This window comes from Dyella flagellata, from assembly GCF_030160275.1.
Classification (GTDB): Bacteria; Pseudomonadota; Gammaproteobacteria; order Xanthomonadales; family Rhodanobacteraceae; genus Dyella_B; species Dyella_B flagellata.
The window spans coordinates 192,309-210,044 of record NZ_BSOA01000018.1; the positions used below are offsets into that span (position 1 = coordinate 192,309).

The following is a 17,736-nucleotide window of genomic DNA, read 5'->3' on the forward strand; positions in this document are numbered from 1 at the left end:
ATAAAAACAGATGAAGCCGGGCGGTTGCGACGTCGCCCGGCTTTCTTCAGTGAATCGAGCGGCGGCGTCAGTCTTCGTCCAGTTTGGGCTTCCAGGCTTCGCTGAGCTGGCGCTGGATGGGTGGCGGCACCGGTTCGTAATGGCTGAGATCCAGGCTGTAGCGGCCACGGCCGCCGGTCATGGCCTTCAATTCGGTCGGGTAATCGGTGAGTTCGGCTAGCGGCGCTTGCGCCTTGATCACGATTTCGCCGCCATGCTTGGCGTCGGTACCCATGATGCGCGCACGCTTGCTGGCGAGGCCGCCGGTAACGTCGCCTACGTTGGGTTCGGGAATGGCTACCTCGACATCCACGATCGGTTCCAGCACCAGCGGCCGAGCCCTGCCGACCGCATCGAGAAACGCTTTCTTGCCGGCAGCGACGAAAGCCACTTCCTTCGAATCGACCGGATGATATTTGCCGTCGTAGACCGTCACGCGCAGATCCTGCAGCGGATAGCCGGCCACTGCCCCGTTTTCCATCGCTTGGCGCACGCCTTTCTCGATCGCAGGCAGGAACTGCCCAGGAATCACGCCGCCCTTGACCGCGTCGACGAACTCGAAGCCCGCCCCGCGGTCGAGCGGATCGACGCGCAGGAATACCTCGCCGAATTGTCCGGCGCCACCGGTTTGTTTTTTGTGACGGTGATGTCCTTCGGCCGAGGCAGAAATAGTTTCGCGATAGGCAATGCGTGGCGGATGCGTTACCACTTCCACGCCGTAGCGCTCTTTCATGCGCTCGAGCATGATCTTCAAATGCAGATCAGAAAGACCACGGATCACCGTTTCGTTCAGTTCCTTGTGGTGTTCCACCCGAAAGCAGGGGTCTTCTTCGGCCAGCCGCGAGAGCGCCTGCGAGAGCTTCTGCTCGTGGCCCTTGTGCTTGGGTTCGAGCGCCAGGGCGAACATCGGTTGCGGAAACTGCATAGGCTCCAGATGGATGCTGTCTTCATCGTGCGAATCGTGCAGCACGGCGTCGAAATGAAGGTCTTCCACCTTGGCCACGGCGGCTATGTCACCCGGAATGGCCTGCTCCATTTCCGCGTGTGTTCTGCCATTGAGGCGCAGCAGATGCCCCACTTTGAACGCCTTGCGGTTGTCGTCGATGAACACCTGGCTGTCGCGGCGGATCGTCCCCTGCCACACGCGGAAAATGCCGAGCTTGCCCACGAAAGGGTCGTTGACCACCTTGAACACGTCGGCGATCACGTGGGCTTGCGGATCGGGCTCCATCGCGAGCTGCATGTTCTGCGCGTTGCGAAAGGGCGGCGGATTGGCTTCGGCCGGATTGGGGAGCAGCCGCTCGACGATATCCAGCAATTCGTTCACGCCAACACCGGTGCGTGCACTGGCGAAGCAGATCGGCACCAGGTGGCCTTCGCGCAGGCACTGCTCGAAGGCATCGTGCAATTGCTGCGGTGTCAGCGCCTCCTCGCCGGCATCCAGATAGGCACCCATGGTGGCTTCGTTGATTTCCACTACCTGGTCGAGAATCTGTTGGTGGGCTTCGGCCAGCGAGGAAAAATCGGCGGCGCCGTCCTGGTGGAAAAAGCAGTCCAGCACCTTGCTGCCGTTCTCAGCGGGCAAGTTCACAGGCAGGCACTCGCTGCCGAATTCTTCACGCAAGGCATTGACCAGTCCTGGGAGGTCAGCGCCCTCGGCATCGATCTTGTTGATAACCAGCAGGCGGGCGAGGTTGCGCTCGCGGGCGCGCTCCATCATCCGCCGCGTGCCGTGTTCAATGCCGTTGGCCGCGTTTACCACTACAGCCACCGTCTCCACTGCGGCGAAAGCGGACAGCGTGCCGCCGCGGAAATCCGGGTAACCGGCGGTGTCGATCAGATTGATGTGGCAGGTGTTGCGGTCGATCCCGGCGATGCAGCTGTCGATGGAATGGCCGCGTGCCCTTTCCTGTGGATCGGTATCGGACTGCGTGCTGCCGCGCTCCACCGATCCGACGGTCTGGATGATGCCTCCGGCTTGCAGCAAGGCTTCGAACAAAGTGGTCTTGCCCACGCCGGCATGACCGGCGAGTGCGAGGTTGCGGATATGTTCCGTGTGATAGGACACGATGCGACCCTCCTCTGCTTGAGCCGCCATGGCGGCTGATAGTGGCGGGCCGTCATGGTCGTCCTTGGCGTGTGGACGCAGGGCGGTCATGGCGGGGGGGGACGGCAGCGGCGCCTGCCGGGCTGCTGCCGTCGGGCTAGCGTTCTCCCATTGGCGGAGATGGTCAAGTTGCAGTGCGAAGACAGCTTCGCGACAAGCTGCCCGCAACCGTTAACGTCGCGTGATCACGGATGGAACTCTGCCGCCGGGACAGGGTCCGTGTGAGACATCCCGTACCCAGCACCAGCCAATGCGACCACAAGACGTGGTCGGCAAAGACAGCCGAGGACGCTTTATCGAACGCCCTGACCAGGTCGAGCACCATCGCTGGTTTCCGCCGCCGGAAGACGACCGGCACCGTGGACTGGCGCAGCTCGATGGCCCCACTCGCGCCATGCTGCACGAATTGCGCTGGCGCAAACCGCCTCGTGATCATCGCCGCCTGTGGATGGCGCTGACGGTCGCGCTGCTCCTGCATGTCTTGTTCCTGTTGGTGATGTGGTACGAGATGAAGCCAGGCCTGCGCGTGCCGCAAGCGGTGCAGGTGCGACTTGAGGAAGGGATCCAGGTGCGCTTCATCACGCGTGGGGCGGCGAAGCCGCAAGCCGCTCCCCCTCCCGTGCCTGCACCACCTCCTCGTCCCATACGCGAGCCGGTATCGAAAAATGCGATGACGGTGCGCATGCCGGAGTCGCCCGCACCGGCGCCTCAACCTGCGCCGGCGATGTCGACGCCACGTCCGGTATTGTTCGATCGCACCGGGCAGGTCGTGCTGCCGGGCAGTGCGTCCAGCGCTGCTGCCGTGCCCCCGGGGGATTACGTGCAGCGGGCGCCGCAGGGGGATACGCAAATCATGCAACATCGCGCCGGGGCCTCCTACCAGTCGGCGCCGAATGCCTTCAAAAAGTATTTTCCGCCGCCGCACGAGTCGTTCTTGGCCGGCGTGATGCGCAAGTTGAACGGCCACGAAAGCAATACGAAGGATGTCGACTTGCCTGGGGGCATCCACCTGAAGTGCCCGAAGGTGTTGGGTATCCCCACTCCCAATTGCGTCATCCCACCACCACCACCACCCTCAACCGATGGCGATGAGCGCTTGAGCATGGCGTCTGCACCGCTGGCGAAGGGGGCGCCAGTGGCGAAGCCGGACCTGGCCGTTTGCATTGCCGACTATCGTGCCGGCAAGCCGCTGCCTTATGGTTGTCCGGTGGATACACCAGCGCGGGCAGTGGATGCCGAGAAGAAGAAATAGGGGAGGCACTTGTAGGCCGGGCTGAGCACGCGCTCAAGAATTTCCTTACGTCCCATTACACTGGCGCCCATGTCGCCACTGCCCTCCGACAATCCCAACCCGACCAAGGTCGTCATGATCAAGTCGCCGCACGACGCGGCGACCTGGGCGATCGTTTATCGGCGGCGCACGCGCGACAAGCCGCGCGAATGGCTGCTGAAGCTGGCCGGCGCCGTTGGCGCGCTGTTGGTGCATTTGATGGTGTTGTTCGGGTCGATGTTCGGCTCGCCCTACGCGCTGCCACCGCCACCGCCGGAGCCCAAAGGCAACGCATTGCTGGTGCGTTTGATCCCGAACAAGCCGCAACCGCCGCCTCCGCCACCGGTGCGTGGTGTGCCGCCCAAGGAGCATGGCCCGACGCATCGCGGCAATACCTCGCAGGTGGCCCGCGTAACCCATGAAACCTCCACCGCTGCACCTGTTGCCGCGGTGACGCAACCGCCTGCACCGGCGCCGAAACAGCCACCGGTGGTGGCGCAAGCCAAGTTGCCGGCCGCCGAAAAAGCACAGCAGCAGCCAGCAGCGCCGTTGCCGCCGATCACGTTGCCGAAGCCTTCACCGCCTCAGATCCAGCAACCCACGCCGACGGGTTTGCCGCCGCCCCCGTTGTCCCTGCAGGCTGTACAAGTGCCACAACCGGTGCCGCCGCAATTCCAGCCGGAACCCGTGCGCAAGCCGCAACCCGAAGGCACGCAGCCGATGCCGCCGCTGCCTTCGATCGCGCTCCCAACGCAGCCGGCGCAATCGGCGCAGACCATCACGGCGCCACAAATGGCCGTGGAAAAACCTTCGCCGGCGGCGCCGTCGATACCTAGCGTGGTGGCGGTGCAACCGGGCCCCGCCACGGCCGCGCCACCCTCGCCGTCGTTGCAGCCGATACCCATGCCGGCGCAAGTGGCGCCGACGGTCAATCTGCAGGCGTCAGCGACGCCGTTGGCAGTACCCAATGTGTCACGCACTTCGCCGCAAGAGCTAGGTCCCGTAGTGCATCCGCAGGAGCAACCGGAACTTGCACCGGCTCCGGTGACGCCGGCCGTCGCGCCGGCTCCGACCGTTACGCCTTCGGCTCCGGCCTTGAATATCGAAGCGCCCAAGCTGGCGGTGCCGGAAGTATCGTTGCGTCCACAGTTGAGCCCGGCCCCTTCGATCACGCCGACGCCGGCGCAAAACGCAGCAAAGCCATCTGCCGCGCCAAGCCAGGAGCAGGAAACCGCGGCCAGTCCAGCATCTGCTTCCAGCCCATCGCCATCGAATGCGCCCGCGAATGAAGGCAACGCGAGCGCCAGCACCGCACCCAACGCTACGCCGCAAGGCAGCGAAACCGGCAATCCAGGTCAGCCCAATGGCGTGGCGCAAGCGCCGAACGAAAGCAACGGGACTCAGGGCACGCAGCCATCTCCGTCCATCGGCACGGGCAACAACACAGCGGGCGAGCAGGGCGGAGGCACGCCTGGCACGCCAAACGGCACCTATATCCAGCTCAAGCCACGTGGCGACACCGAGATCATGTCGCACAACGTGCACTTGCCAGGTTACCGACCTACGCGCTTCGACCAGTACTGGACGCCCGAAGGCGAAAGCTCCGTGGACACCGCTTTGCGCCACGCGGTAGAGAAGACGACGGTGCGGCACACCTTCAACCTGCCAAAAGGCGTACGCGTCGAATGCACGGTCATGCCGTTGCTGCCGTCGTCATTGTTCGGTTGCCACAATCCCGATCCGCCGGCGCAGCCGTTGGAAAAGAAAATCTACGACCGGCTGAACCTGCCTACTGAAAACGCTTCGATCCCCAAGTCGGAAGCGGCGAAATCGGCGAGCGCGCCAACACCCACTGCACCGGTGGTCTTGGACAACAGCGCAGAATGCGCGGCAGCGCGCGTCAGCGGTGGACCGATGCCGCCGAATTGTCCGCCGAGCACGTCATTGCCGATGAAGCCTTTGCCATCGATCAAGCCGGTGGGTACGCCAACATCTACGTCGGGTTCATGGGTGCCGGCCAGCGATCAGTTCCATTGAATGATGGGAGCGCGTAGGCTGGGATGACAATCCCAGCTTTGCCATGCGTTGGGTGCCACGATGCTGGGATTTTCATCCCAGCCTACGCGGCTTTCGGACGAAAGCCGCATTACAGCAGCCGCAGCAATTCCTTCATCAACGGCAGCCTACGCACCCGCACCGCACTCACGCGGAACACTGCGTTGGCAAGCGCAGGTGCCGCGGTTGGCATGGCCAGGAAACTCGCGCCGGCCGGATCGCCTTCACCGGGTACGGTGATCACTTCGACCGTGCGCGGCAGCTGCGCCATGCTGGCGAGCGGATAGTCCTTCCAGTTGCTTTGCTGGACCTTGCCGTCCTTGACCGTGATGGCGAGATTGAGCGCGCTGGAAAGCGCATCCAGCGTGGCGCCAGCCACCTGGCCTTCCAGGCCGGTCGGGTTGATTACCCGGCCCACGTCCACCGCGCAGACGGCGCGTTCGATGGTGAGCTTTTCGCCTTGCATCGACACTTCGATCGCATGGGCCACGTAAGCGCCATCCATGTACCAGCAGGCGAGCCCCAGGCCGTTCACCGAATGCAGCCAGTCCTTCCAGTTGATGCGGTCCGTGGCGAGCTTCAGCACGTTGACCAGCCTCGCCGTATCGACCGCGCCGCCGCCTTGCTGGGGAATCAGCCGGGGTTCGCCGATCAGGCGCAGGTTGGTTACCAGCGGATCTTCCTTCAGCGCGTGCGCGATTTCGTCGACAAAACTGCCAACCGCGAAAGCGTTGGTGATATGCGGCATGCCGCGATGCGGACCGCGCGGCAACGATGAAGAAAGTCCCAGCCAGTCGCTGCGGTAATTCGGCACGAAGCCCGCGGGAAACTGGTTGACGCTGACTTCGGAACTCCACAGATGATCGACCGGCACGCCGCGACCGGCCAATGCCGAGGCGCTGGCCACGCGCTGGTTCCATGCGAGCACATGGCGCTTGGCGTCGATGATCGTGCTGAACTTGTGCACGCAACCGGAGCGATAGTAGTCGTGCGTGAGGTCTTCGTCGCGCGTCCAGAACAGGCGCAGCGGCTTGTCCACTTCCTTGGCCAGCAGCACCGCCTCGGCGACGTAATCGTGATCGAGGCGCCTGCCGTAACCGCCACCGATACGCGGTACCCGAATGTCGATCTGGTCCGGTGCCAGGCCGGTAAGGCGCTGCACTACGGTCCAGGCCTGTTGCGGCGACTGCGTGGGTACGTAGAGCGTGGCGCTGGTCTTATCCAGGCGTACCAGGCAGTTCATCGGCTCACTGGTGGCATGCGCCAGCCAGGGTTGGTAGTAGAGGGCTTCGACGCGGCGCGCGGCTTTGCGTATTGCCTTGTCGACATCGCCATCGTCGCGCACGCGGGTAGTCGGCGCGGCATCGCTGTTGAGCAAAGCGGTGGCTTGTTGTTCCAGCGCAGCGCTGTTTTCGCCGCTGCTCGCGCCGGGCTTCCACTCGAGTTTCAGCGCGCGCCGCCCTTGCAGGGCGACCCAGGTGTTCTCGGCGATCACCGCCACCGCGGGTGCGATGACCGTTTCGCCTGGCGGTAGCCGGGGATCGGGCTTGAGCTCGATCACCTTCACCACGCCCTTGATGGCGAGCGCCGCGCTGCTGTCGAGCCCGGTGAGCCTGCCATCTGGCCACGGGCAATGCGCGAGCACGGCGACGAGGGTATCGCCGAAGTGCTGATCGAGCGCATACGCCGTTTGCCCTGTGACGATCGCACGGGCGTGGGCATCGCCGGCGGGCTTGCCGATCAAGTTGTAGCGATCCGGTGTCTTCAGTTGCACCGCGCCGGGCGGCAAGGCGATCTTCGCTGCCGCCGCAGCAAGCTGTCCGTAGCTCAGACGGCGCCCATCCGGCGCTATCACCGAACCTCGTTCCGTGTGCAACTGCTCGGGCGGAACGCCCAATTGCGGCACGGCGGCGCGAATCAGCAGCCAGCGCGCCAATGCGCCGACCGAACGCAGATCGCGCCACGCGCGGGGCATCGAATTGCCGGTGCCACCTGCCTGCTGGCCATACAGCCAGTGTGGCTTGCCGTTGTCATCGGCAACACCCAGGCCGAGCGGCAGGACGCGCACGTGCTGCCAGTCGGCATCCATTTCGTCGGCGATGATGCGCGCCAGCGCGGTGGCGACCCCGGTGCCGGTTTCCGGGTCGCGCGAACCGATCAGCACCGTGCCGTCCGCATCGACGCGCACGTATACGCCGAGGTCGAAGAGCGCATCGCCCAGCATGTCCGGGGGCGTAGGTGCGGTGGCTGCGTGGGCGCTGCGGATGCCGACGATCAAGGCACCCGACGCGCCGGCTAGCACCTGCAGGAAGCGGCGGCGCGAAAGCTTCAGCGTGCCACTCATGCCTTGGCTCCCTGCTTCATCGTTGCGGCTGCGCGTTTGATCGCCTTGCGTACGCGTGTCTGGCAGCCGCAGCGGCAGAGGTTGGGCAGGGCGTCGATATCGTTGTCGCTCGGCTCCTTGATGCGATTGAGCAGGTCCGCCGAGGCAATCAGCCAGCCTGGTGTGCAGTAGCCGCAGCCGATCGCGTCTTCATCGATGAACGCCTGCTGCAACGGATGCAGGTCACCCTTGCCATTCGCGAGGCCTTCCACCGTGGTGACCTGCTTGCCGGCCAGCTTGCTCATCGGCGTGGTGATGGCGGAGGTCGCCTTGCCATTCACCAGCACCAGGTCGGCGCCACCGTCGCCATGCTCGCCACCGTACTTGGTGCCGTCGAGCCTTAGCACGTCGCGCAGGTACCACAGCAAGGGCATCGCCGGATCGCCGGTGTGGCGAAAATGCTCGCCGTTGATCTCAAGGTCGATGCCGGGGCGGACGGGCGTCGGAACGATCTCCGTCGGCTTGGTGGGCAGCGCGGCGTGGTCTTGCGCCATCAGGTGGTGTCTCCGTTTATCCAGCGGCGCATTGTGGCATTGCCGCAGCGAATTAGGAGCGCACGGTGCTGAACAAATGTCGCCAGATCAGGTAGACCGGGATGCCGGCCACCATGATCGCAAGGCCGATGCCCGTGTTCACCAAGCTTGTACGCAGGCTTTGCACCACCACCAACGCGATCGTGGCGATGAAGATCAGTGGTGGCAGCGGATAGCCGGGCACGCTGAACCTCACTTCGGCGGCCTCCTCGCCGGTTTCCCTGCGGCGATACCAGAACAGCGTGCCCACCCCCACCGCGCAGGCCAGCCAGTCGCCGAAAGTGGCGTAGTCCAGCAACTGGCCGTAACTGCCGGACAAGACCAGCACGATCGACCAGCCAACCAGCAGCAGCAGCGCCAGGTTGGGTGTGTGATGACGCGGGTGCAAGCGTCCCACGCTGGCGAAGAACAGGCCATCGGCGCCCATCACCTGCAAGACGCGGGCTCCGGCTACCAGGGTGATGTTGCAAAAGCCGAAGGTGGAAATGGCGATGCCCACGGCGATCAGCTTGGCGCCGGCCGGGCCGAACACCTTGTTCATGACGTCAGCGGCAGGTGTACTGCTGAGCGCCAGGCCGGCATGCCCGAGTACTGCCAGGTACGCCACGTTGACCAGCGCATATGCGCTCACCACGCCGAGCATGCCCAGCACCAGTGCGCGGGGCAGGGTGCGCTGCGGTTCGCGCACTTCGCCGGCCAGATTGTTGAGGTAGGTGAAGCCGGAATAGGCGAACAGCACCGGCAGCGCAGCGCTCATGAAGCCGACGTCGCTATGCGCCGGGTCCGCGGCCAGCCAGGGTGCGCCGGTGCCGACCCCGGCCAGAAACAGCCCGCACACCACCAGCACCGCCACCGCCAGCAGCTTCAGCAGGGTGAACAGGTTCTGCATCTGTACGCCGAATTTGAGGCCGAACAGGTTGATCAGCGCCACCAGCGCCAGCGCGCCCACCGCCAGCGGCGTTGCCATGCCGGCCGGCAGTCCGAACACCGTCGCGGCATAGCTGGCGAAGATGGTGGCCACCGCCGCGCTCGAACCGGAATAGATCACCAGCAGCATGGTCCAGCCAAACAGGAAGCCGGCCAGCGGGCCAAAGGCCTCGCGCAGGTACACGTAGCTGCCGCCGGCACGCGGGCGGCGCGCGCCCAATTCGGCATAGCACATCGCCCCGAGCAAGGTGAGCACCCCCGCGCCTACCCACATCAGCAGCAGGGCCAGGCCCGATTCGGTGCGTTTCGCGGCAATGCCGGGATTGAGAAAGATACCGCCGCCGATGATGCCGCCGACCACGACCAACGCTGCGTCCCGCAGGCGAAGGCTGCGCTGATAGCCAGTAGTCGGTGACGTCATGGGAAAAGCCCCTGGGTTGGAAACGCAGAGCATGGCGTGGGTAGGCTGGGATGACAATCCCAGCACCACAGATATGGCATGCGTGGCAATGCCGGGATTGCCATTCCAGACTACGTAGCGTTTGGCGCGTGCCTGCCGGGCAGGTCGAGTTCACCCTGGATCACCGTCACGCATTGACCGCCGACCGTGATGGCTGCGGTGTCCCGATCGTGCCTGACGGTGACGTATCCGTCGCGGCCGATCTCGCGCCCCTGATTTGCGACATAGCTTGCGTCGTAGCGGATGTCCCCGCGTGCGACCAGAAAAGCCATGATTGCGGCGTTGGCGCTGCCGGTCACCGGATCTTCCGGTATGCCGTCGGCTGGGCAAAAGGCTCGTACGGCCATCTGCGCGGCACTGCCATGTTCCTGACCGAATACCGCGACGCCGATCGCCTTCTGCTGTTCACACAAGTGGCTGATCGCATGCAGATCAGGTTGCAGGGCGCGTACGCGCGATGCTTCCCTGAGATCGCCTATCCACCAGCGCGGACCGTTGTCGATCAAGCCCAGGTGCATAGGTTCCGGGCTCATGCCGACCGCGTCAGCGATCGCATGGAGCAGCTCGGTGCTCATGTCCATTTGCTTGGCGGTTGGCGCTTGCACATGGATGATGCGTTCCGCGCCCTGGCCTTCGACCTCCACCGGCAGCAGTCCCGCGGCGCACTCTTGAATCAATTGTGTTTTGCCGTCAGCGACGAGTCCCGCTTCGATAGCGGCATAAGCGCTGCCTACACTGGGGTGGCCGGCAAACGGCAATTCCTGCCGTGGTGTGAAGATGCGCACACGATAGTCGGCTTCCGCTGTCGTCGGCGGCAGCAGGAAGGCGGTTTCGGAGAGGTTGGTCCAGCGCGCGAAAGCTTGCAGCGTGGTTTCGTCCAGTCCCGCGCCATCGATGACTACTGCCAGCGGATTGCCTCGCATGGGCTGGCGCGAAAAGACGTCGATTTGCATGAAGCGGCGTTTGCGGGACATGAGCGTGTGAGATGGCGAAACGGACGCATCATCATAGCTGCATGCCGACTTTCTTTGACTGCAGACGGCAGGTCGTTCCCTCCCCTGGCGACAGGGGAGGGAATCGCCTTACATCTTAGAAGCCAGCACGCAGGAAGGCATCCAGGTTCGCTACGTCCAGCGTTCCAATGCCTGCGCCAGGCGTGTAGTGCGGAGCGCCGTTGTAGAACCAGTTGTCGCCGGCATTGACGCTGTTGAACGGCGAGAAGAAGTTGTAGCCGAAGAAGTTTTGCAATGCATACACCTGTGGGTTCCACAGGCCAACGCGATGGCCCGTGCTTTGCCGCAGCAGTGCGGTAATGCCGTTGAGCTGCGGCGCGACGAAGCTCGTGCCGCCTTCGCCGCTGTTCAAGCCGCCGTCATTGGTGGAGACGAAGACGTAGCCGGTTTCCGGGTCCGCATTGAGCGAGATATCCGGTACGTTGCGGCCAGCGAAATGACCGGGCATTTGCAGCAAGGTGGTCGGGCCGGCGCTGGGGTCGTTGTAGACCAGCGACTGGTTCGGCTCGCTGCGGCGAATGCCGAAGGTGAATGCCTGGTAGAACGGCCGGTGCCAGTACACGCTTACGCCACCGCCGCCGCCGGTGGAGAACACGTTGATCGGATGCACGTACTGGGCGAAATAGTTCTGCAGGTAATCCCAGCCCCACACGCTTTCCTGCGTAACCGACGCGGTCGGGCCGGTGCCGAACTGATAGCTGTAGGGCGTAGTGGTGCCGCCGGCTGCGGTGATGAAGGGATCGGAAGCCGGCGAATCTACCGTGAGTGGTGCGGTGTATTGGCCTGCGCCGGTGCCCGCGCCAAGGTCGCGCACGGTGTCATAGGCGCCCGAATCGCCTGAGGCAGCGAACAGCGATTGTCCCTGCACGGCCGCTTCCAGGAAGATCTTGTGGAACGCGCGCAGGTCACCTACGTCGGTAGTGTCAGTAATGCTGGCGCCGGGCGTGTTGAGCGCTGCGAAGTTGAAGATTTCCGGCAAGCCCCAGCTGGTGGAGATGCTGTCGGCGGTGTTGTCCGACACGGCACGCGCGAAGGCATCGACATAGCCCGCGGTAGTGTTGGGTGCGTCGTATACGATGACATTGGCGTAGGGCGCGATACCGCCGGACTGTTCCACGTCGATCGAGGTCTCGCCGCTGCCGCCGTCGATCGCGCCACCGCCATCCACATGCACTTGCGTGATGCGATCGGGCTTGGTGGCCAGGCCGATATCCGACCAGTAGGTGGTGGCGTCGCTGGGATAGAAGCTCGACAGCGTGACGATGCCCACGGTCGATCCTTCGCCGACCACGCCACGCTGATAAAGCGGATTGATGTCATAGAAGTTGGCAACGTCGCCAACCGTGTATTGCCCCGGAACGCCAGAGGCAGTGGGGTTGTCATTGGGCCCGCGGGAGCCTTTGTTGCTCAGCGCATTGGCCTTCGCATTCGGGGTGCCCAGCGATGTGAATGCCGGCGAGGCAACGTGATGCGGGCGATAGACTTTCTCGTTGCTCAAGCCCGTCGCCACGTCGACCACGTCGGCAATCGCCGATGGCAGCTGCGGTGCCGAGACCGGCTTGTGGAAGTTGTGGTCGTTTTCGCGCGAAACATAGTTATGGATCGAAGTCTGGAACAGCTGGCCGAACTGGCTCAGCGAGCCGCTGGTGCGGATCGCCAAATGGCTGGGCAGTACCTCGCTGTTCAATCCCTTGCTGCGCAGATAGGACTGCACGCGCGCAATCTCCGCGTCAGTGGCGCCATATCGCTGTGCGAACTGCTGGGTGGTGAGAAATTGCTGGTAGTGCGCGCTGCCGGGCGTTACCGTCTGGCGGATGTAATCCTCCAGCGCGGCCTCATGGTGCAGTTTTAAAAACAGCGTGACGTGTGCGGTCTGATCGGCCGAAGCCGTGCCAACGTCGACGGCAGGTTTGATATTCGCGGCCAGCGCGCCGGCACTCGCGCCGGCCAGCAACAAACCCAAAGACAAGGAAAGCGACTTGCGATGCAGCTTTGCACTCATGAATGCTCCCTCCGATTGAGCACGACGGCATGCGGGCATGCGAGACAAAGGCCAGAAGTGCGCGCCCTTGTTTCATGCGAACGATGTCGTAGCGCATGTGGCTGAAAATTCGTCTACCCAGCGACGTCGTCCGTCTCCCCTGACGACCAGCATCGAGCCGCTTCGACGAGCCTATCAGTGCTGAAGCGAAAGCTGGAAGTGCCTGAGCGGCATCAGCACAAAACCAAACGTCATGGGCGAGCAAAGGCTTGTTGCTTGCCTAAAGTGCATGCATTAAAACGCAAACGGATCGTCCAAGTAAAACCCTACCTGGGGAATGTTCTGATCCCGCCACCGCACTGCATGCGCGTATGGCTGAGCGTAGGCTGGGATGACAATCCCAGCTTTCCATGCGGCATCACGATGCTGGGATTGTCATCCCAGCCTACGCGCAATCCCCGACTTCACGACGCGTTTTTCGTCTGCGGGGCGGGAATGGGGCACAATAGGGCGGCTGTGCCCGGCCAGCGCAAAGCTGGCCGGGCCTCGTTCCCCAGTCGAAGCCATCGCCATGACCACCATCAAGCAAGACGATCTGATCCAGTCCGTCGCCGACGCCCTGCAGTACATCAGCTACTACCACCCCGTCGACTACATCACCAACCTCGCCAAGGCCTATGAGCGTGAAGAGTCGCCGGCCGCGAAAGACGCGATGGCGCAGATCCTGATCAATTCGCGCATGGCCGCCGAAGGCCACCGTCCGCTGTGCCAGGACACCGGCATCGTCACGGTATTCCTGGAAGTGGGCATGAATGTGCGCTGGGATGCCACGCTGAGCCTGGAGGACATGGTCAATGAAGGCGTGCGCCGCGCCTACAACCATCCGGACAACAAGCTGCGCGCGAGCGTCTTGGCCGATCCGGCCGGCAAGCGCGCCAATACCAAGGACAACACGCCGGCGGTGATCAACGTTTCCATCGTACCCGGCGATACGGTCGAGGTGATTGTGGCGGCCAAAGGCGGCGGCTCGGAGGCCAAGTCCAAGTTCGTCATGCTCAACCCGTCCGACTCCATCGTGGACTGGGTGCTCAAGACGGTGCCGACCATGGGGGCCGGCTGGTGCCCGCCGGGCATGCTGGGCATCGGCATCGGCGGCACCGCCGAGAAGGCCATGCTGTTGGCGAAAGAGGCCTTGATGGAGCCGATCGACATTCAGGACCTGATCGCCCGCGGCCCGCGCAACCGCGCCGAAGAGTTGCGTCTTGAGCTGTACGAGAAGGTGAATGCGCTGGGCATCGGCGCGCAGGGGCTGGGCGGGCTCACCACCGTGCTGGACGTGAAGGTCAAGGATTACCCCACCCACGCCGCCAATCTGCCGGTGGCGATGATTCCCAACTGCGCAGCCACCCGGCATGCGCACTTCACTCTGGATGGCTCCGGTCCGGTGATGCTCAATCCGCCCTCACTGGAAGACTGGCCCAAGTTGACCTACGACGCCTCCAAGGGGCGCCGCGTGAACCTCGACACGGTGACGCGCGAGGAAGTCGCTGGATGGAAGCCCGGCGAAGTGCTGCTGCTCAACGGCAAGCTGCTCACCGGCCGTGATGCGGCGCATAAGCGAATGGTCGACATGCTGAACAAGGGTGAGCAGCTGCCCGTCGACTTCCATGGCCGCTTTATCTATTACGTCGGCCCGGTCGACCCGGTACGCGACGAAGTGGTCGGCCCCGCCGGTCCCACCACCGCCACCCGCATGGACAAATTCACCGAGCAGGTGCTGGCGCAGACCGGCCTGCTAGGCATGGTCGGCAAGGCCGAGCGCGGCCCGACGGCAATCGAGGCGATCAAGCGGCACCAGTCGGTGTACCTGATGGCCGTGGGCGGCGCGGCCTACCTCGTTTCCAAGGCGATCAAGGCCAGCCGGGTCGTGGCCTTCGAGGATCTGGGCATGGAGGCGATCTACGAATTCGAGGTCAAGGACATGCCGGTGACCGTGGCGGTGGATTCGGCGGGGAGTTCCGTGCACAAGACCGGGCCGCGGGAGTGGCAGGCAAAGATCGGCAAGATCCCCGTGCTGGTCGAATAACCACTGATGCGAGCGCGTAGGCTGGGATGAAATCCCAGCTTTCCCGCGATTTCCAAAAGCTGGGATTGGCATCCCAGCCTACGGGCCAGCGCTATTGCGGGCATTTAGCCATCCAAACGCTATGCCGAATTTTCGGTTGCATTCCGGCTGACGCGGCGCAACACTGGCGGGATTGACTTTTCCCGCAACCCTAGACAGAGAAACCGTGAGCCCGAACGCCCCCGCGCCGCTTTCCGCCGGCGCACCCTGGATCGTGATGAAGTTTGGCGGCACCAGTGTCGCCACCCTGCCGCGCTGGCAGAACATCCGCGAACTCGTCTCCAGCCGCCGCGCCGAAGGCGCGCGCGTGCTGGTGGTCGTTTCCGCGCTGACCGGCATCACCGACGCACTCAAACAACTGTGCGCCCAGGAAGACAAAGGCAAACGTATCGAGGCCTACCAGGCGATCGCGCAGCGTCACTACGACCTGCTCGATCACATGCAGCTCGCCGCGCCCGAAACCTTGGCCGAGCGCCTGCGAGAGTTGGCCAGGCTGGCCGAGGAAGGTCCGGCGCTGCTGGGTGAACTGGCATGGTCTGCCTTGGTGCAGGCGCATGGCGAACTGATGTCCAGCGCGTTGGGCGCGGCGTTTCTCTCGCACGCCGGCTTGCCCACGCAATGGGTGGACGCACGCGAATGCCTTGCCGCTATCGCGTTGCCCAACCAGAACGAGCGCACCAAGCTGCTTTCGGCGATGGTCGAGGCCAAACCCGATCCGGCCTTGAACGCGCGCCTGGAGAAGCTCGGCGAAGTGTTCATCACGCAAGGCTTCATCGCGCGTGAATCGCAAAGCCGTACCGTGTTGCTCGGCCGTGGCGGCTCGGATACGTCGGCGTCCTACTTCGGTGCACTGTTGAAGGCGCAGAGGGTGGAAATCTGGACCGACGTGGCCGGCATGTTCACCGCCAATCCGCGCCAGGTGCCTGGTGCGCGTCTGTTGCAGAAGCTCGACTACGAAGAGGCGCAGGAAATCGCCTCCACCGGCGCCAAGGTGCTGCACCCACGTTGCTTGTCGCCGCTGCGCGAGCCGCGTGTGCCGATGCTGATCAAGGACACCAATCGCCCGGAGCTGGAAGGCACGGTGATCGGGCCGGAAGTGCGCGAGCACGCGCCCAGCGTGAAAGCGATCAGCGCGCGCAAGGGCATCACCCTGGTGTCGATGGAATCGGTGGGCATGTGGCAGCAGGTCGGCTTCCTGTCCGACGTGTTCGCGCACTTCAAGCAGCATGGCCTGTCGGTGGACCTGATCAGTTCAGCCGAAACCAACGTCACGGTGTCGCTGGATCCGACCGAGAATCTGCTCGACTCCGACGCGGTGGCGGCGTTGGCCAGTGATCTGGCCAAGGTCTGCCGGGTGAAGGTGATCGCGCCGTGCGCGGCGATCACCATGGTCGGCCGCGGCATGCGTTCGATGCTGCACACCCTGTCCAGCGTGCTGGCGGAATTCGGCCAGCTGCGCGTGCATCTGATATCGCAGTCGTCCAACAACCTCAACCTTACCTTCGTGGTGGATGAGAGCGTGGTCGACGAACTGGTACCGCGCCTGCATGAAATGCTGATCGCCGCAGGTGCGCTGCGTACCGATGACAGCGCCTTGTTCGGTCCTAGCTGGCAAAGCTTGTACGGCAGCGGTGAAACCGTCATGGCGGCGGATGCGTGGTGGCGCGCCGAGTGCCGTGACCAGCTGCTGGCGCTGGCTGCCGAGGCCACCCCGCGCTACGTGTACCACCTGCCGACCGTGCGCAGACAGGCGCGAGAATTGAAGACGCTCACGGCAGTGGATCGCATGCACTACGCGGTGAAGGCCAATACCCATCCGGCCATCCTGCGTGCCCTGGCCGAGGAAGGTTTTGGCTTCGAATGCGTGTCGCCCGGCGAATTGAAGGCGGTGATGGCAGTAGTGCCCGAAACCGCTCCGTTGCTGTTCACGCCCAACTTCGCGCCGCGCGAAGACTACGCGTGGGCCTTGACTACGCGCGCCGCAGTTTCGCTGGATTCGCTCTATCCGCTGGAGCACTGGGGCGAGGTCTTCCGTGGACGCGAAATCGTGCTGCGTGTCGATCTTGGCCGTGGCCTGGGCCATCACGAGAAAGTTCGCACTGGCGGCAGCGGCAGCAAGTTCGGCTTGCCGGTGGACCAGCTCGACGCCTTCCTGCGCCTGGCCGATACCCACGGCGTGGTCGTACGCGGCCTGCATGCGCACCTTGGCTCGGGCATCCTGGACGTCAAGCACTGGGGCGAGGTGTACAGCCAGCTGGCCAGCATTGCCGAGCGCATCGGCAGTGTGGCCTTCCTCGATATCGGTGGCGGCCTCGGCGTGCCTTCGCATCCGGGCGAGGCTAGGCTGGACATCGCTGCATTGGACGAAACCCTGCGCAAGGTCAAGGCGGCCTATCCCCATTACCAGCTGTGGATGGAGCCGGGCCGCTATCTGGTGGCCGATGCGGGCGCGTTGATTACCCGCGTCACCCAGCAGAAGGGCAAAGGTTCGTGGCGTTACCTCGGCGTGGACACCGGCATGAACAGCTTGATCCGTCCGGCGCTATACGACGCCTGGCACGAAATCGTCAACCTCACCCGCCTGGACGAAGCGGCCACCGCGCTCTACCAGGTGGTCGGTCCGATCTGTGAAAGCGGCGACGTGATCGGTTCCGACCGCCGCCTGCCGGAAGCGCGTGAGGGCGACGTGGTGCTGATCGCCCAGGCCGGCGCTTACGGCAAAGTGATGGCCTCGCCGTACAATCTGCGGGATGAGGCGGAAGAAGTCATTCTCGAGTGACGCTGCATGCTTTTCCCTCTCCCTGCGGGGAGAGGGCAGGGTGAGGGGGAGCCTCGCGAAGTGT

10 protein-coding genes are annotated in these 17,736 nt (G+C 64.0%); 4 read left to right on the top strand and 6 right to left on the bottom strand.

Annotated features, from left to right (window positions below):
- Positions 1–67: 67 nt before the first annotated feature.
- Positions 68–2,107 carry an elongation factor G gene (gene fusA, locus QQJ96_RS11175; protein ID WP_284332075.1) on the bottom strand — a complete coding sequence of 680 codons (2,040 nt, stop codon included), beginning with the start codon at positions 2,105–2,107 and terminating at the stop codon, positions 68–70.
- A gap of 289 nt (positions 2,108–2,396) precedes the next feature.
- Between fusA and QQJ96_RS11180 the strand changes: the two genes are divergently transcribed.
- Complete coding sequence (locus QQJ96_RS11180; protein ID WP_284332076.1) at positions 2,397–3,398, top strand: hypothetical protein; 1,002 nt, start codon at positions 2,397–2,399, stop codon at positions 3,396–3,398.
- A gap of 69 nt (positions 3,399–3,467) precedes the next feature.
- Positions 3,468–5,453 (top strand): hypothetical protein, encoded by a 1,986-nt coding sequence (locus QQJ96_RS11185; protein ID WP_284332077.1) that lies wholly within the window; start codon positions 3,468–3,470, stop codon positions 5,451–5,453.
- Between the two features lie 109 nt (positions 5,454–5,562).
- Here QQJ96_RS11185 and QQJ96_RS11190 read toward each other — a convergent pair whose 3' ends face one another.
- From QQJ96_RS11190 to QQJ96_RS11210, 5 genes are all read right to left on the bottom strand, one after another.
- Entirely contained in the window at positions 5,563–7,815 is a 2,253-nt protein-coding gene (locus QQJ96_RS11190; RefSeq protein ID WP_284332078.1) for a xanthine dehydrogenase family protein molybdopterin-binding subunit, read from the bottom strand.
- Positions 7,812–8,348 carry a (2Fe-2S)-binding protein gene (locus QQJ96_RS11195; protein WP_284332079.1) on the bottom strand — a complete coding sequence of 179 codons (537 nt, stop codon included), beginning with the start codon at positions 8,346–8,348 and terminating at the stop codon, positions 7,812–7,814. Before QQJ96_RS11195 ends, QQJ96_RS11190 begins: the two co-directional genes overlap by 4 nt.
- Before the next feature lie 52 nt (positions 8,349–8,400).
- Positions 8,401–9,735 (bottom strand): APC family permease, encoded by a 1,335-nt coding sequence (locus QQJ96_RS11200; protein ID WP_284332080.1) that lies wholly within the window; start codon positions 9,733–9,735, stop codon positions 8,401–8,403.
- Between the two features lie 110 nt (positions 9,736–9,845).
- On the bottom strand, positions 9,846–10,748 hold the full coding sequence (locus tag QQJ96_RS11205; RefSeq protein ID WP_284332081.1) for a PhzF family phenazine biosynthesis protein: 903 nt from the start codon (positions 10,746–10,748) through the stop codon (positions 9,846–9,848).
- A 115-nt stretch (positions 10,749–10,863) separates the two neighbouring features.
- A complete protein-coding gene (locus QQJ96_RS11210; RefSeq protein WP_284332082.1) occupies positions 10,864–12,789 on the bottom strand; it encodes a S53 family peptidase in 1,926 nt (641 codons plus the stop codon).
- 550 nt (positions 12,790–13,339) lie between these two features.
- Between QQJ96_RS11210 and QQJ96_RS11215 the strand changes: the two genes are divergently transcribed.
- Together QQJ96_RS11215 and QQJ96_RS11220 are read left to right on the top strand one after the other, a co-directional pair.
- A complete protein-coding gene (locus QQJ96_RS11215) occupies positions 13,340–14,854 on the top strand; it encodes a fumarate hydratase (protein ID WP_284332083.1) in 1,515 nt (504 codons plus the stop codon).
- A 205-nt stretch (positions 14,855–15,059) separates the two neighbouring features.
- A complete protein-coding gene (locus QQJ96_RS11220; RefSeq protein ID WP_284332084.1) occupies positions 15,060–17,672 on the top strand; it encodes a bifunctional aspartate kinase/diaminopimelate decarboxylase in 2,613 nt (870 codons plus the stop codon).
- Positions 17,673–17,736 lie beyond the last annotated feature (64 nt).

Excerpts from the sequence above, each read along its gene's own strand:
- QQJ96_RS11180 (WP_284332076.1), top strand. The coding sequence starts at position 2,397 with ATGCGACCACAAGACGTGGTCGGCAAAGACAGCCGAGGACGCTTTATC.
- QQJ96_RS11185 (WP_284332077.1), top strand. The coding sequence starts at position 3,468 with ATGTCGCCACTGCCCTCCGACAATCCCAACCCGACCAAGGTCGTCATG.
- QQJ96_RS11190 (WP_284332078.1), bottom strand. The coding sequence starts at position 7,815 with ATGAGTGGCACGCTGAAGCTTTCGCGCCGCCGCTTCCTGCAGGTGCTA.
- QQJ96_RS11195 (WP_284332079.1), bottom strand. The coding sequence starts at position 8,348 with ATGGCGCAAGACCACGCCGCGCTGCCCACCAAGCCGACGGAGATCGTT.
- QQJ96_RS11200 (WP_284332080.1), bottom strand. The coding sequence starts at position 9,735 with ATGACGTCACCGACTACTGGCTATCAGCGCAGCCTTCGCCTGCGGGAC.
- QQJ96_RS11205 (WP_284332081.1), bottom strand. The coding sequence starts at position 10,748 with ATGTCCCGCAAACGCCGCTTCATGCAAATCGACGTCTTTTCGCGCCAG.
- QQJ96_RS11210 (WP_284332082.1), bottom strand. The coding sequence starts at position 12,789 with ATGAGTGCAAAGCTGCATCGCAAGTCGCTTTCCTTGTCTTTGGGTTTG.
- QQJ96_RS11215 (WP_284332083.1), top strand. The coding sequence starts at position 13,340 with ATGACCACCATCAAGCAAGACGATCTGATCCAGTCCGTCGCCGACGCC.